Origin of the sequence: Parashewanella hymeniacidonis, assembly GCF_016900895.1 — a bacterium.
In the GTDB taxonomy this organism is placed as follows: domain Bacteria; phylum Pseudomonadota; class Gammaproteobacteria; order Enterobacterales; family Shewanellaceae; genus Parashewanella; species Parashewanella hymeniacidonis.
In genome coordinates this window covers 15,202-30,908 of the sequence record NZ_JAFEUN010000019.1, presented here as the reverse complement: position 1 = coordinate 30,908, position 15,707 = coordinate 15,202, and the positions used below count along the sequence as shown (strand labels likewise).

General features: G+C 38.4%; 14 protein-coding genes. 5 read left to right on the top strand and 9 right to left on the bottom strand.

What is annotated here, in order from left to right; translation table 11 throughout:
- The first annotated feature begins 300 nt into the window (after positions 1-300).
- The 4 genes from JQC92_RS05920 to JQC92_RS05905 all read left to right on the top strand — a co-directional run bounded on the left by JQC92_RS05920 (position 301) and on the right by JQC92_RS05905 (position 3,904).
- Positions 301-717 (top strand): DUF2809 domain-containing protein, encoded by a 417-nt coding sequence (locus JQC92_RS05920; RefSeq protein WP_204998784.1) that lies wholly within the window; start codon positions 301-303, stop codon positions 715-717.
- A 134-nt stretch (positions 718-851) separates the two neighbouring features.
- Positions 852-1,340, top strand: coding sequence for a 5-(carboxyamino)imidazole ribonucleotide mutase (gene purE, locus JQC92_RS05915; RefSeq protein ID WP_204998783.1), 489 nt, complete (start codon positions 852-854; stop codon positions 1,338-1,340).
- Positions 1,337-2,431 (top strand): 5-(carboxyamino)imidazole ribonucleotide synthase, encoded by a 1,095-nt coding sequence (gene purK, locus JQC92_RS05910; protein WP_420851298.1) that lies wholly within the window; start codon positions 1,337-1,339, stop codon positions 2,429-2,431. Before purE ends, purK begins: the two co-directional genes overlap by 4 nt.
- Before the next feature lie 225 nt (positions 2,432-2,656).
- Positions 2,657-3,904 (top strand): sensor domain-containing diguanylate cyclase, encoded by a 1,248-nt coding sequence (locus JQC92_RS05905; RefSeq protein WP_204998781.1) that lies wholly within the window; start codon positions 2,657-2,659, stop codon positions 3,902-3,904.
- A gap of 41 nt (positions 3,905-3,945) precedes the next feature.
- Here the strand turns inward: JQC92_RS05905 and JQC92_RS05900 are convergent, their stop codons facing one another.
- From JQC92_RS05900 to gshA, 3 genes are read right to left on the bottom strand one after another with little or no spacing between them, the layout of a single operon-like run.
- A complete protein-coding gene (locus tag JQC92_RS05900) occupies positions 3,946-4,560 on the bottom strand; it encodes a transglycosylase SLT domain-containing protein (protein ID WP_204998780.1) in 615 nt (204 codons plus the stop codon).
- An 8-nt stretch (positions 4,561-4,568) separates the two neighbouring features.
- Positions 4,569-4,997, bottom strand: a complete 429-nt coding sequence (locus JQC92_RS05895) for a hypothetical protein (RefSeq protein WP_204998779.1) — start codon at positions 4,995-4,997, stop codon at positions 4,569-4,571.
- Positions 4,994-6,565 carry a glutamate--cysteine ligase gene (gene gshA, locus JQC92_RS05890; protein WP_204998778.1) on the bottom strand — a complete coding sequence of 524 codons (1,572 nt, stop codon included), beginning with the start codon at positions 6,563-6,565 and terminating at the stop codon, positions 4,994-4,996. The genes JQC92_RS05895 and gshA overlap by 4 nt, the downstream gene beginning before the upstream one ends.
- Positions 6,566-7,391: 826 nt before the next feature.
- Between gshA and JQC92_RS05885 the strand changes: the two genes are divergently transcribed.
- Complete coding sequence (locus JQC92_RS05885; protein WP_204998777.1) at positions 7,392-9,224, top strand: DUF885 domain-containing protein; 1,833 nt, start codon at positions 7,392-7,394, stop codon at positions 9,222-9,224.
- Positions 9,225-9,352: 128 nt separating this feature from the next.
- On the opposite strand, the gene JQC92_RS05880 is transcribed toward JQC92_RS05885, so the two are convergent.
- Genes JQC92_RS05880 through pilV form a run of 6 tightly spaced genes read right to left on the bottom strand, consistent with a single transcriptional unit; the run spans position 9,353 to position 15,525 of the window.
- The gene (locus JQC92_RS05880; RefSeq protein WP_204998776.1) at positions 9,353-9,652 is read right to left on the bottom strand and encodes a TapY2 family type IVa secretion system protein; all 300 of its coding nucleotides are present in this window, start codon (positions 9,650-9,652) and stop codon (positions 9,353-9,355) included.
- Positions 9,649-10,062, bottom strand: a complete 414-nt coding sequence (locus JQC92_RS05875; RefSeq protein WP_338049494.1) for a type IV pilin protein — start codon at positions 10,060-10,062, stop codon at positions 9,649-9,651. The genes JQC92_RS05880 and JQC92_RS05875 overlap by 4 nt, the downstream gene beginning before the upstream one ends.
- Entirely contained in the window at positions 10,062-13,499 is a 3,438-nt protein-coding gene (locus JQC92_RS05870) for a pilus assembly protein (RefSeq protein WP_204998775.1), read from the bottom strand. Before JQC92_RS05870 ends, JQC92_RS05875 begins: the two co-directional genes overlap by 1 nt.
- A 2-nt stretch (positions 13,500-13,501) precedes the next feature.
- Positions 13,502-13,903, bottom strand: coding sequence for a PilX N-terminal domain-containing pilus assembly protein (locus JQC92_RS05865; RefSeq protein WP_204998774.1), 402 nt, complete (start codon positions 13,901-13,903; stop codon positions 13,502-13,504).
- A 9-nt stretch (positions 13,904-13,912) separates the two neighbouring features.
- Entirely contained in the window at positions 13,913-14,959 is a 1,047-nt protein-coding gene (locus tag JQC92_RS05860; protein WP_204998773.1) for a PilW family protein, read from the bottom strand.
- A gap of 2 nt (positions 14,960-14,961) precedes the next feature.
- Positions 14,962-15,525 (bottom strand): type IV pilus modification protein PilV, encoded by a 564-nt coding sequence (pilV, locus tag JQC92_RS05855; protein ID WP_204998772.1) that lies wholly within the window; start codon positions 15,523-15,525, stop codon positions 14,962-14,964.
- Between the last annotated feature and the right edge of the window lie 182 nt (positions 15,526-15,707).

The window sequence follows — 15,707 nt, the reverse complement described above, 5'->3', positions numbered from 1 at the left end:
AACGGGTCACAACACAGAACAGTGAATGCTCAAAAGCATCGAAGACAGCGTAAACTGGTCGTTTTTTCACAGCTATCGTTGAAAAAACAATTACCAAAGATAAACAGCCCCTATTCTTGCTCTACTTGGATCAGAAACAATCCGTTTCTGGTCCAAAATAACATTCTAAAATCGACCTGACTTTCTTGCTAAAAATATATGACGATATTTTATGTGTGCTTTTAAGTAAATTCTGATTTATATTTCAATTAATCGTTTAAACATTATACAAAGTAAGTTTAGGGTAGGAGCTTTATTTAAATGGGGTCCTTTTTTACACTAAAAACTAAATACATCGTCCTCACTTTACTGTGTTGTATTGCTTACTATGTTTTTACAGTGACACTCCCACTTGGCATTGTGCAAGATATGCTGACGGACATCATTTTGGTAATGCTTCTTTACTGCTTACTCAGAATCTTTTTAAGAATGCCAATCAGAGTGCTCGCTTTGATTGCGCTTGGCTTATCGCTTTCTATTGAGTTAGCCCAGTTCTTCCAATATTTGAGCCTCATTGAAATTCAAGAGTCCCCTTTAGCTTGGGCAATTACCACAAATCATTACCAACCTGTTGAACTGCTTGCCTATCTATTTGGATACCTTCTCATCATTTTCACTGCCTATGTTGAAGCCCAATATAAGCTCTGGAAAAAACACAGAACAAACTTAGATAGCTGAAATTAAAACTCAGTTTTCATTGACTAGGAAGATTTTTAATTTTTTTTGCTCTAATGTCTCGTGGTATCATAGCGTGATAAATCTCACAAAATTACTCTTTACCTTACAATTTCATAAAGTCTAAAGGAGGCTCAATGCAAGCCCTCGTTGCTGTCGTTATGGGTTCAAAAAGTGACTGGCCCACTATGCAAGCTGCCACTGAGATCATGGATAAACTTCAAGTTCCTTACCATGTTGAAGTCGTATCTGCTCACCGCACTCCCGAAAAACTCATGAGTTTTTCTGAAACTGCTGCTGATAACGGTTTTCAAGTAATCATTGGTGGTGCAGGTGGTGCTGCACATTTGCCGGGAATGATCGCATCTAAAACTCGCTTACCCGTTTTAGGTGTTCCAGTTCAGAGTAAAGCGCTTTCAGGCATGGATAGTTTGTTATCTATTGTTCAAATGCCTAAAGGTGTTGCAGTAGGTACTTTAGCAATCGGTACTGCTGGTGCATTCAATGCAGGTCTATTGGCTTGCCAAATGTTAGCCAACAATGACGCTGAACTTGCTGCTCGAGTTGCGTTATTCCGTAAAGAGCAAACAGAGTCTATTCTTGAAAATCCAGACCCAAGGATATAACAATGACCTATAAACAACCTAAGCTTTGGGTTCTAGGGAATGGACAACTTGGGGCCATGATGTCCCATGCAGCTCAACCGCTTGCAGTCGAAGTTGAAACTGTTGATATCGTCAACCCTGATGACAGAGTTTTGCCGATTGAGCCTAACGACATCATAACAGCTGAACGCGAGCAATGGCCTGAGTCAGAGTTAAGTCTTCAACTCAGCGAGCATAAGAACTTTATTAATGGCAATGTTTTTTCAATTCTTGCTGATAGATATACTCAAAAAAGTTTACTCGACAAGCTCTCTGTACCAACTTCACCTTGGTTTTTAGTCGATGATGAACTTTCTGAAACGAAGCTTCACAGTACTTTGGGTAAACGAGTGCTTCTTAAGCGCCGAACTGGTGGTTATGACGGTCGTGGTCAACATTGGTTAAAACAGCAAGAAAAAACAACAATTCCTGCGGATTGGCGAAATGAAGCTATTGCGGAGAAAGGGATCAACTTCGACGAAGAAGTGTCATTAGTCGGTGCTCGCAAAAAAGATGGCACATGTGTCTTCTATCCGTTGACGTTGAACCTTCATCAAAATGGCATTTTGATTGTATCTATTGCTAATTTAGATCGCCTCTCTCATTTACAATCTCAAGCTGAAAAAATGCTTTCGAGCATTATGAATGACCTAGACTACATTGGTGTTATGGCAATGGAGTGTTTTAGAGTTGGTGACGATCTTCTTGTTAATGAGTTAGCCCCTAGAGTACATAACTCCGGCCACTGGACTCAAGCAGGATGCCATATTAGTCAGTTTGAATTACACGTTCGCACTTTGTACGATCTACCTATTCCAAGTTTAAACAGTGCATTTCCAAGTGCGATGGTAAATTTGATCGGTACTGAGTACGATAGTAATTGGTTAACGTTACCCAATTCTGAACTTTATTGGTATAACAAAAATGTGCGACCTGGTCGCAAATTAGGTCATTTAAATCTTTCAACCTCAAGTCATGAAGTGTTAAAAGCAAACATTCAAAACTTGATAGACTGGCTACCTGAACACTACTCAGAACCATTAAACTGGTTAAAAGAAGAGTTAAAGATATAGCGTAAAGTTTCAGATCACATAAACAATAAAGCACCTGCAACTTTGTGGGTGCTTTTTATTTCATTCGCCATTCAATAACCTAAGTCAAAATATCCCTGTAGCACTTTCGTGTTAAGCAGAGTAAAATATCGCTGTGCTCTGATTTCTTAATGATTTACTTCGTTTAATTAGTTAAATATAGAAGTCCAAAGCTAGCAGTTATTAAATTTAAATGGATGTTTTGAGTTGAAACAAAAAGATAACCTAAAAAGTAACCGGATTGATCGTTTAGAAATTCGGTATCATCTAATATTACTTTTACTACCGATTTTATTAATCACGGTCAGCTTTTATTTTCTTGCTCCCTTAGGTGACCACAACGTCATCGCAATTAGCTTGACCTGCTTAATCTATACAATAGGTTACAGCCTAACTTATTATCTGCATCAAGGACGTCTCAATAGATTATGGCAACATCTTGAGCATGTCATCAACATTAATGAAACTACGTACGAATTGGTCAGCTTATCCAATCAATACAAAAACCAACATGCATTTTTAGATGCTTTACTCAAAAAAGCAGTAACCTGCATCAATGGCGCAGAGATGGGAAGCATCATTTTATATGATCCAGAAACTCAAAAAATGCGCTATGAAGCTTCGCTGGGAATGAACAATAACTTGCTTAAAAAAGTCAGTTTTGAGTTAAAAGACTGCTTCCAGTTTCGACTCACAAATGGCAAATGTGATCGTGTGGTCGTAATTAACGACATGGGACTCACAAACGCAAATAGTGGGCTAAATAAAGACGATCAACAGACACTTCTTTCAGCCTCCTCCGCCCCTATTCATTCAACACTTTCTACACCCATTCATATTGATGGTCAGCTCTATGCCATGCTTAACTTAGACAGCAGTAGAATCAACGCTTTTAATGACTATGACAGTAACCTTGTTGCTATTTTGACCCAAGAGGCTTGCAATGCCATTAGCTTGTTTCAGAAGAACTTAGAGATCTATAAATTAGCCAACTTTGACCAACAAACCATGTTGAGTAATCGACAACATTTTGATCAGCTTCTCAAACATTGGCGATTCAAGCCCCATTTGCCTTCATTTATTATTGTTATGGACATGGATAACCTTAAGAACATCAATGACAGTTTAGGCCATCAAGCGGGTGATACAGCGATTTTAACACTTGCAAACGCTTTAAAAGAAAAGTGGCACAATGAAAGTTTAATTGGGCGCTTTGGTGGGGATGAGTTTGTGGTCGTTACCTATGGACCGCTTGCTAAAATCAAGTTCGAGTTAGAGCAGCTTCAAAAAGATTTGATTCAAGGCATTGGGGTTCAATTTAGTTATGGCATCGCAGCATTTAAACAAGATTGGCAAAGCGCATTTAAAGACGCTGATTCAGAAATGTATCTACAAAAGCATGCTAAAAAGAACTCATTGAAACATGAAATATATGACCAAGGTTTTTACAGTTAAATCAAAAAAGGCTATGTCATGTAGCCTTTTCATGCATCAACTTATCCGAAGAATAAACGCCATAGCCATGAGCGGTCTAATTCTTTTTGACAAGTTTTATACTGTTTGGCGTAACGATAAGAACGACTGCCAACTTTCTTAGCCACTTTCACGAGCCATTTCTTTTTCTTATAGCTACCTCGGCGATAACCGCCCCACCCTTCATGATAATTAAGGTATTGCAAACGAGCATTCCATTTAGATACGCCATTAATTTTATGAGTTTTGGTAATGAACCATCCCATAAAATCCATTGCGTCATCAAAATTACTGCGACTAGACCAACTGTTACCCGTTTCTTTTACATAATCATCCCATGTCATGGTCTTTGCTTGGGCATAACCATAGGCAGAGCTCTTACGGCCAATTGGTATAAAACCCAAAAAATAGTCCATTGGTGGTGCAGCATCATGTCGGAAAGAGCTTTCTTGATACATCATTGCAATAGGAACGTGTATTGGCACTCCCCACTTATCTTTTGCATCCTTTGCAGCCTCATACCAGTGGCGATGCTCTTTAAAAATTGAGCAAATATTATCTGGGTTTTTAGGCGGGGGTGTCGCACAACCAGTAAGGGTTGCACAGAGCACTAAACACAATAAACCTCTTATTGACATAAATAATCCTATTTTTTTACTGGATCTATTAAGCAAGTAAATGACTCTTTCTTCCACACATCAGGTTTCCAAAAACCGGAACTTTTAGCTGGCATGGTCAACTTAGGATTAAACAACGCTGCCAAATGATAACGTTTATCTTCATCCATACTTATTGTTAACGTCTTTGTTCCTCGAAACTTTAATGGAACAATTAAAGATGGTGCGCTAACTAATTCAGCTATGGTGATGGTATGTAGACCCACAGAGAGCTTATAAAAGGCTTGAGCTAAAACCGGCTTACCATCTATATGAGTGATCATGGCTGGGTATAAGTTTTTAGACTCAGGTGGAATAAGGTAACTGGCCACAGATGAGCAAGACTGCTCAAGTTGAGTACTTGAACAGCCTGTTAAGATAGTCAATGTAAGTAAAACAAATAGTTGTCTTATCTTCATCCTAAATAACTAAAATAGTCCTTTAAAAACTCATCAAAATCTTGATTGCCTCTAAACTCAATTTCACTCTGAGCCTTAAGAGATGATTCTGTTTCTAGCTCATAAGCCGCTTTTACATCATCAGATAATTCATAACCAGAAAAATACACATTGTATTCTTTAGCTAATGCGAATGCCCACTTACTCTGATCAGCATGTTCATCCACAAAGTGGTTAAGAATTTGCCCCGATAAAGTTTTGCTCGGTTGAATTGCCGCTCCACGCCAAAGATCTAATGAGTTTTTATATTCTTTAGAGCCTGAACCATCTAATATATCAGCGATTGACTCAAACTCTTCAAGCATTTCTAACAACCAAGCTTCAAGAGTAATCTCGTGCCCATTTCGCTTTAAAATTAGGCCAGGCTTTCTGCCCGAAATAATCACGGCATTCAAGTTTTCTTCCAGTTCGGCATCACCATCATCTGAAAGTGAATCTGACGGACTGAGCAGACAATGAAGCAAAAACAAATCAAGAAAGCGAACTTGATCTTCTGTGATACCAACCGCAGAAAACGGATTAATATCTAACGCTCTAACTTCAATATACTCTACTCCGCCACGTGCAAGTGCCTCTGAAGGCTTTTCGTCAAGCAGTGACACTCGTTTTGCTCGAATCGGAGAGTAGAATTCATTTTCAATCTGCAACACACGATCATTAAGTTGCCTATAATCTTCGCCAACCTTAACACCAATATCAGCAAAATTAGCTGATGGCATTCTGATCGCTTTTTTCATACCCTCAAGATATTCGCTCAATGAGTTATAACTAATACCTAACGAGCTTTGCTCTTTATTGGTATAGCCTAGGTCACTCATTCTCAATGAAGTAGCGTGAGGTAAGTAAAGGGTTCCTTTACCTGTCTTTTTAAAGGGGTATTTATTTTCATTACCCGATAAAAATGAACCACACAGTGCTGGTGATGCTCCAAATAAATAAGGTAGCACCCACATAACCCGGCGATAGTTTCGGATTAACCCGAAGTAAGACTCTGAAATAAAGTCTTTAAGTGAAGACGCTTTGTCGCTTTGCTCATAAAGACGATGCCATAACTTGTCGCTCACCGAAAAGTTAAAATGCAAGCCTGAAATGATCTGCATTTGAGCACCATAACGATGAGTCAAACCAGTGCGATACAGTTTCTTTAATTTACCAATATTCGAAGTGCCATAATCCGCAACAGGGATATTATTAATGTCATCGACAAAGCAAGGCATACTCACTGGCCAGAGGTATTGACCATTAATATTTTGAACCGTATAAGCATGAGTCTTATTTAGCTCGTCAAAGAGTTCTGGAATGCTCTCAAAAACAGGAGTGATGAATTCAAGTAAAGATTCACTGTAATCCGTAGTAATTCGGCTATGTGTTAATGCCGAGCCTAATGCTTTAGGGTGAGGATCTTTAGCTAGATGGCCATTGCTGTCAATTCTTAATGCTTCACGCTCAATACCACGTTTCATGCCTTTTAAGGCTTCACGTCCTTGTTCGTTTGCAAGACTAGCAACTAACTGACTGAATGTCTTCAATATGAACTTCTCTAATTGTTTAAGATGCTTATTAAGACGAGAGATTATACTGTTAGTCTCAATCTATGCATCAATAAATTGAAAATAATTTAATTTAACACCTCTTTATCGAAATGTGTTTAACGTGCACACCTTTAAATTGTAAGTTTTTAATTAGGGGCTGTTGATCTTTGTTTAATAATTCAGCTGAGCAATAAATCGCCTTAATCGAGGCGGAAATAGTGCAATTTAGTCATCTAAATAAACTATTTTTAACACAGAGTAAGGCGATTTAGACTCAGCCCGTAGGGCAATGGTTATTTTTAACGCTATCTGCATTGTCACTGCGCTCATTTAGAAGAACTAAATAACGCTTGTTCGGCTTTGCTATCGTCAAAAAATAATCATTGCTGAAAATATCAACAAAGATCAACAGCCCCTAGGAGTTAAGCAAACATAAGAAGTGAAAAATAGTAAGTCATTCCATTATACTGTCTGTAAATAATTAACTATATCACTTGAGTTTTAGGCCCAACATCTACAAGTAGCTTAACAATTTATAAGTTTTTTTCGTAATGGCTGACATAATAGGGTTCATTTTCAACTCACATTGAGTGCGTATTTCTAAACTATACTTTGGTGTGTATTGTAAAAATTGCTCTAATGTTTTAACCCATGCGTTGTCAGTGGCAATATGTAAACAATTCCAGCCTGTAAAGCCTCCTTGTTCGCAATAAAAACAAAATTACCTCAAACTAAACATCTGAAACATTTACTAACACTAATATTAACAATTTCACATTTTTCTTGATTAGGATCACACTATATTTTCCAATGGTTCTAGCCAATGAAACTAAAAACAACAATAAGCGTTTTAGCGCTATCTTTGTCTGCTGTGTTAGCAGGCTGTAACAGCACAACTACCCACTCACCGCAAGCCACCGCAGAAACTCAAGTTAAGCAATCTGAAAATGAGAAAGCCAATGCATTATTTGAACAAATGTTCATGGAAAATGTAATGGCAAGCCCAATGACACAGACTTACCTTGGTATCAAAAAAGACTACGGTAAGTGGGACGAGATGAGTGAGCAAGCGAGCCAAGAAGATTTAGCTCGAACTAAAGTTGACTTGCAAAAGCTTTCGAAAGTTGATCCATCAAAATTAGATGCTCAAACTCTATTAAGCTATAAGCTACTAAAGCAAAATCTTGAAAATCAAATTGCTGACTTTAAATGGCGCTACCATAGCTACCCAGTCAACCAAATGTATGGCGTACACTCAACTACACCATCATTTTTAATCAATCAACATCAAATTACTGATGTTAAAGATGCACAGGCTTATATCAGCCGTTTAAATGGCATCAAACCACGTTTTGAACAGTTAGAAACTGCACTTAAAGTACGTGCTGACAAAGGTATCATCGCACCTAAATTTGTTTTCAACTACGTGATATCTGATAGTGAAAACATCGTAAAAGGGCAGCCTTTCACTAAAGGCAAAGACAGTGTTTTATGGGCTGACTTTAAAAAGAAAGTAGTTAAATTAAAGCTAGAAAAAGCTGAAGAACAACAACTTTTGAAAGATGCTAAAAAAGCACTGATAAACAATGTTGGCCCGGCATACACCAAGTTTGTTGCTTACGCTCACAAGCTTGAAAGCCAAGCCGATACTCGTGATGGTGCATGGAAGTTACCTGAAGGTGATACCTTCTACAATAACGCTCTTGCTCGTACTACAACCACAGATATGACGGCAAACGAAATCCATGAGCTAGGTTTAAGTGAGGTTGCGCGTATCCACGGTGAAATGCGTCAGATTATGAAGAAAGTTGGCTTTAAAGGTAGCCTACAAGATTTCTTCAAGTTTATGCGTGACGACGAGCAATTCTACTACCCTAGCACTGAAGAGGGTCGACAAAAATACTTAACAGAAGCTACTGCATTGATTGATAACATGAGCAGCCGCTTAGATGAAGTATTTAAGATCAAACCCAAAGCACCACTTGTTGTAAAACGTGTTGAAGCGTTTAGAGAGAAGTCTGCAGGTAAAGCATTCTATAACCAACCAGCACCAGACGGATCACGCCCGGGTAAATACTACGCAAACTTGTATGACATGAAAGCCATGCCAATCTACCAAATGGAAGCACTGGCTTACCATGAAGGTAACCCTGGTCATCACATGCAAATCGCCATTTCACAGGAGCTTGAAGGTATTCCTAAGTTCCGTAAGTTTGGTGGCTATACTGCATACATCGAAGGTTGGGGGTTATATTCAGAATACTTCCCTAAAGAAATGGGATTATACCAAGATCCATATTCTGACTTCGGTCGCTTAGCAATGGAGCTCTGGCGTGCATGTCGCCTTGTCGTAGATACTGGTATTCATGAAAAGAAATGGAATCGTGAACAAGGTATCGAGTATTACACAAGCAACACACCAAACGCCGTATCTGATGCAGTTAAAATGGTTGAACGTCATATTGTAATGCCTTCACAAGCTACGGCTTACAAAGTAGGAATGTTAAAAATTCTAGACCTAAGAAGCAAAGCACAAAAGCAATTAGGCGATAAGTTTGATATCAGAGACTTCCACACGCTAATACTTAAAAACGGCCCGTTGCCGTTAGACGTATTAGAGCAACAAGTTAATAACTGGGTTGCAGAGACAAAATAAGTTTGTCGATTTGATATTGTATTAAAAGGCAGCTTTATAGCTGCCTTTTATTATGATGTTAAAATAATGATACCTTTATCAAACAACTCGCTCGCCAATGACTTACTGTTGTTTTTAGGGTGTGTAACTTAATCAACTGACTGAGCTTCAATAATAGCCGCTTCTTTATTTAAGAACTTTTTGCTGGCTTTAACACATTCAATGACATGTCGAACCAGTGCTCTTTGGTTATTTTCAACAGGTACATCAGAAGCAACTAAATTTGCTAAACGTTTTCTGACTTTGGATTTTTTTAAATTAAAATGAATGACTTTATTACCCACAGTCGTCTCTAAAAAACATTTATAAGCCACTCTTTCTTCAGCAAAAGTTATAGAAGAAAATAGTGATATAAGAGTAGTAAAAAAAATGAGTATTAACGCTTTCATTGCCAGCAGTCCTTATTTTCTGGGCCTTTTTTATTGGTTCCATCAACAGTAATTGTTTTGCATTCCTTTTCTCTATTGTTTTGAGCGCCAATAGCCGTTGCAGTTAGCACAAAGCCTCTTTCTTGACTTGTTGCAGCTGAAATCTCATAAAGTTTATTTTCAACCTCCCAAGCATCATTACTATTTTTGGGAAGTCCTAGTTTCGAAACATCATCCGTATACGTTCTATGGTCTAAATAGTACTGCTCTTGCAGATTAGCCACGTGCACAAGTCCTGCTAGTGCATCAGCTCTCGCAGACCGAGTTACGTAATCCACATAAGATGGATAAGCAATTGACGATAAAATTCCTAAAATTGCCACAGTAATCATCAATTCAATTAAAGAAAAGCCCTTTACATAAAGTTGCACTAGTTATTTTCCTCAACATAATAGTAGTGGCTTTTTACCTGCTTAACTTCACCAACACTTTTTGTTTCACCAATAATATATTTATTTAGTGGTTCATCGCTGATAATTGGATTTCCTTGATCGTCAGTTACAATATCACTAGGTATGACAATTTGTGGGGTATCTGGAATACCGTCAACAACCTTGTATTCTGCATTATTACGATAAAATGTTCGCTTGCCAAAATGTAAGTCCAATGCATAAATTCTACCTTCACCACTTATCGTGCATTGATTTGTACCCACACCTGCACTGGGTACAAAAGAACTGAAAAATACTCTACCGTCAATAATAGTCGCTGCAGACAAACTCTTCTCTCCTGCACTACCGAACTGATAATACCATCCTAATTTTGTTGAAAACTCGACTCTCTGTGTCGGTGTTTCTGGTGCGCCAGAAGCAACTGGATATAAATTGCTAACTATCAACGCATTCGGCGTATTACTAGAGTTAAAGGTTTTAGTTTCAATATTGCGATCTTGCAAAGTAAAGAACATATCTGTTCTTTGAGTATTGTTTGGGCTAGGCCTTAAACCACTGCCGATTACGACAGCATCATAAGGAATGTTTTGAGTGAAATATTGAGTATTACTCTCTGCATCCGTCACACTGACCGTGTTCATTATCACAGTTTGTGCCACAGTTGGTTCTGAAAAAAAGCGACGATCCGTTGAGGGTAATGATCCACCTAAAGCAGCAAACTTAAATGCACTCCAAGTCGACTTGTCTGCTGAAGGCATATCCATTCTCCATACATTGCCCCCCGTATCACTTGCATAGAGCCTGTCTGTTTTGCCATCCGCATCACTGTCTAATTTTGCGACAGCGTTAGGAATGCTATCAACGAGTGTTGGTATTTCTGTTACGCTAAAATTATCGCCACCTCCCCTTCCGAAGTGATGAATAATATCACCTGTTGCAGCATCAACAATAAACACACCACGCCCACGAATATCATTTTGACCAACACTGGTTAAATCTTTAGTTTGTGGGGCATAGCCAGCGCCAATAATTAAAACAGGCCCTGAATGCCCCGGAATTCTCGTTACGACAGGCTCAGACCAAGACTGGCCGAGTTCACTTCCCCAGTTTAAAGAATCTTTCAACCACATTAATCTTGGTGAATCAGGGTTTGTTATATCCAGAGCGTAGTATGAAGCCCCCCCCCTTCTCATACCAAAAAAGACCCAAGCCTTAGATATTGAAGCTCCATTTCGTTCTATGTAAGATATAGGAGAGCTGTCAATGCCATAAACCGTATGAACTCCTGTCGCAACATTCGCTTTTAATTCAGCAACATTTGACAGTAATTCAAATGGCATAAATGCCCAAGATTCATCTATATGTTCACCAGAGTCTTTGAACATATGCAGGAAACCATGATTGGTACCCATAAGAATTCGAACATCCGTTTCATCTCTTGAAGTACTGTAATTTATCGCTAAAGGACGTGAATGAAGTGGATCACCAATAATATCTTGCCGTACTACCTCTACTGGTTCTTCCCCGCTCGAGGAAACAAGATCTTTACCTTTTATCCAAGCAAATAACGCTTCTACTTCTGTTTCATCAACATTCATATGAGTTGCAAGTGATTCAGCACTACCCGCGGTAGATTGTGCACTGCTATTAGTTAGAGGTGCTAAACCATTAGCTAGATTTGATAATATCGTTCTGCCTCCATCAGAGCCGGCTTTTGCTCTTACGAACTCTGCAGCTCCCCCTCTAAGCACATCGCCACCATCTGCACCATCACTGCATGAACTCCAAAAAGAACAAGCCGTTGATTTAATACTACCGTTCGTATCTAGAGCAGGAAAACCGTTTTGGTCAACAACTGAACCGTTAGCTTCTACTTTGAAGCGTTTCAAATTACCACTCCACCTTGGCCCTTCATTAGGTAAAAACATTGCGTAATATATGGAATTTAATGTTCGTGTCCTATCAAAATTGTTTGAAGCAACTGAAGGAGAGGTAAAACTACTGCCATTTTCTAACGCAACATTCACTAACGCTGTAATCGCTGATTGAAGTTCTTTTGTATCATCAGCAGAAGCATATTGCCCACCACCACGCAATGCAGTGACACTTAATACTCCATCTTCTGAATCTACAACACCACTACTGAAGCCGATTGTGCTTGTAATAGCAATTTGTTTACCATCAATACTTGAGTTGATGTCATTATTCGCCATCCATTCGGCCAAATTAGGTAGAAAGGTTTTTCGATTATTTTTTTCGACAATTTCAAAGGGAGTTTGACTAATTCCAGGTAAGAGTTTGACTTGCTCATCTGCGTCAACATCAGTATATGGATAACCATCTGTAATAATGATGACATAAACATTACTTTGACACTCTTTTAGTGGAGTATCGTAAACACCACCAGACTCTATTGAAGTGTCTCGGGGTAATACAGACGCCGAGTTATCACCATAATGGACATTACGCCCACTAAAATACAAATAAGCCTCATAAAGCGTCTCACATAATGGTGTGGTTCTTCTTTCTACTGAAAGGGTGGGAATTGTCGCCAATAATTCGTCCCTTGTATCATTGGTTATTTGTTTTATTCCATTAACTATTCTTCCTCCCTGCTCATCTTCACCATTAAAAATGGCAAGACCTATATCTGCACCGGGTGTCGTAACAATCACTTTTTTTATGACATCTCTTGCGATATCAATTCTTTTGTATAATTTTTCAGGAACCGTTTCACTGTGATACCACTCAACATACTCTTGAGTGAACAAGTTTATCGATTTACCAACACCGAAGTTTGTAAGTAATGCTTTTTCATAAGCAGAGTTTAATACAGAAGAATCATCACCAGGGTTTACTATGCTATAACGAATTGGGGCAGTCGGTGAGCCTAGATGATCAACAGGTAAACCAGTAAAGCTTGAATTGTTATTTATATCTTTTTCAAAAATATCTTCAAAACAATCAACATCTGTTATTGTTGTACTATTACTGCCAGACATTTCACGCCATGCGCCAGTTTGTCCAATAAATTTATAATCTCTCAAATACCCCGTAAATAACCCATAGTTATTCAGATATTGAATAGAGGTATTGCAACGATTTTTTGAGTGTAAAAAAAACTGTTCACTAGCAGGGTCAGGCACTTCAGAAGTCGAAGAAAAGAAAATTTTACTATCAGGAGTTAAAGTTTGCTCAGATTTAAAAAATGTTTTTTCATACTGCGAGTTATTCTCCATCGACCCTGAATTATCAAAAATAATGAGTATCTGAGGTCTAAGGCTTGATTTTGCGCCACCACTTGTTACATATAATTCGGTATCGTCTGCAATACTATAAAAGGACAAGAAAAAACAAATGGCTAAAACAAGTAAATAGCAAGATTGATTACATTTAATTCCGTTAATTAGTTTCATCTTTAATTTCCTTGAGCATCATCAATGATGTTTTTAACACCAAAAACAACCGTTAGCTGTCCTAAATTATTTTTGCCATAAGTTTCTGTTACACCAATTTCGCGACAAACAAAATTATTGACTACCGCACCTTGATCATCACTATTGGCAGAAGCAAGTCTAGGACAAGGTAATCGTGCTATTCTTACGTTTACATCGCCCCCAACAGCACGACCTTCTCGTATTGCAGTAACACCGTCTTTTAGTTTTCCTTGCGCAGTTAACAATGCTTCAATTTTTTCAGAGCCCGCTCCTGACATCTGAATAGACATCGATGAATTGACGGCTAATGAAACTCCAATAATGGTCAACAATAACAAAACAATTATTGCGAAAAATAACACTATACCATTCTGTTTTTTCATTTTAAGCCCCTAGTCAATTACAGAAACGTTATCAAGAGCAATGGTTGTTGATAATACTTTACGTCGAAAACCATCATTAAACGGCCCTAGAGCATTATCATCTCCCTTCAGGTCACCAAAGTTATACCGTATATCATTTTTATATGAAGGGTCTTCTTCTACGGTTCTTACTAACAGGAAAACTTTAATCGCAACAACTTTTTGTTGTGAATCCGAAACGTCGAGTTTAGGCTCATTATCCCAAACAGCATTAGGAACCGATGTTGCTGGGACAAAAGCTTCTGGTTCAATCCCCCCAGCAGTATCAACACCATACAAAAACCTCATATTTTCAATGCCTTCAACGAGATGATGTTGACTACCCCTTGCATCCATATTATTGTTTACAAGCACTCTTCGTCTTAAACTTGGTACTCCATTATCACTACGAATATAATATACGTGATGAGCGAAATCCCAATCTCGATAAGAGTTATCGAGATCTGCAGGGCGCCCTAAGTTGCCATTACCACCACGATAAAAAACAGCTTCAGCACCATTGGTGCTAAAAAAGTGCCGATTTTGATTAGCAAAATCCAAAACACCATTGACTTGCCGACCAATAGCTCTTTTTATTTGAAGTACATCAGTATTTAAATCTGGACCGTTTCCATCCGTAAAACAATTCATCATAGCTCGAGCAGCAACCGTTGTTCCCCAAATCGTTCGATAGGGGCCAACATCAGGCAAAGAACCATTATTCAAGCCTTCTCCAATGCAGTCAGACTCAACATTATTGTCAGCGGCTAATGGCTCTCCATCCGATCCAAAAACTCTGTAACTAATATCTCCAGTTGTAACATAGCCCATAAAACCAGCTTGACTGATGTCCCTTTCCATTAATGTTAGAGCAATGCGTCCATTTTCTTGTAACTCATTAAAATGCGCTGTTGTGGTTACGTTAGTTGAAGACATTCTGAACATAGTGAATAAGCCTAATGTTAAAATCAAACTGATCACCATCGCTATCATAAGCTCGACTAGAGAAAATCCGCTTTTAGAGTTAGAGCTTATCATCCTCAGACTCCATTAATAATTGTATTAACAACATATAAACGCTTTCGGTTTCCATCAACACCTTCATTAGAACAAGACCAAGCTCCACTGTAATGTTGCCCGGCATTTTCAATGCTTGTCCGGCTTTCTCTAATACTTTTCCAGCTAATGGCAACTGAAACACTATTCCCGTTAACAGTAATACAACCCATAGCTTGATCTAAGCCACCTATGAATTGTTCACCATCTACTTCTTCATTTCCGGCTAATTTTTGCGACCATAAAAATAGATCAGCCTCTACAGATTCCTGCGCTGAGCAAATACTATTTAAACTTTCACAGGTATTTCCCCCACCGGGAGCATCTTGAGGATAATTTCCACTGTAACTGATAATGTTACCACTGTTAGTTTTCATTCGGTTTATGATGTCATGCGCCAAAAAAGCAGCTTGAGTTTGCTGATAAGCTTCGAATGAACCTTGTTTTGAAATGATATGCAGATTGAACACGCCGATAAGACCGATGACGAGAATCACCAGTGAGACGAGTACTTCTATGAGGGATAATCCTTTCTCATTGCCATTCATTGGCGTCAATCCTCTGTCCATTGCCGTTTTTATGACAGGTATTTTATACCTTTTTTCTCTATTTTTGTTAACACTCTATTGAATAGAGAATCGATATTAGGCTATTTTTTATTCACTTTCTACTTTTTACTACAATAGGAGTATTAAAAAAGAGGCACCTTGCCTCTTTTTTAATCGAAATA

Coding starts and splice junctions, on each gene's coding strand:
- JQC92_RS05920 (WP_204998784.1), top strand. CDS start 301: ATGGGGTCCTTTTTTACACTAAAAACTAAATACATCGTCCTCACTTTA.
- purE (WP_204998783.1), top strand. CDS start 852: ATGCAAGCCCTCGTTGCTGTCGTTATGGGTTCAAAAAGTGACTGGCCC.
- JQC92_RS05900 (WP_204998780.1), bottom strand. CDS start 4,560: ATGTCAATAAGAGGTTTATTGTGTTTAGTGCTCTGTGCAACCCTTACT.
- JQC92_RS05895 (WP_204998779.1), bottom strand. CDS start 4,997: ATGAAGATAAGACAACTATTTGTTTTACTTACATTGACTATCTTAACA.
- JQC92_RS05885 (WP_204998777.1), top strand. CDS start 7,392: ATGAAACTAAAAACAACAATAAGCGTTTTAGCGCTATCTTTGTCTGCT.
- JQC92_RS05880 (WP_204998776.1), bottom strand. CDS start 9,652: ATGAAAGCGTTAATACTCATTTTTTTTACTACTCTTATATCACTATTT.
- JQC92_RS05870 (WP_204998775.1), bottom strand. CDS start 13,499: ATGAAACTAATTAACGGAATTAAATGTAATCAATCTTGCTATTTACTT.
- JQC92_RS05865 (WP_204998774.1), bottom strand. CDS start 13,903: ATGAAAAAACAGAATGGTATAGTGTTATTTTTCGCAATAATTGTTTTG.
- JQC92_RS05860 (WP_204998773.1), bottom strand. CDS start 14,959: ATGATAAGCTCTAACTCTAAAAGCGGATTTTCTCTAGTCGAGCTTATG.
- pilV (WP_204998772.1), bottom strand. CDS start 15,525: ATGAATGGCAATGAGAAAGGATTATCCCTCATAGAAGTACTCGTCTCA.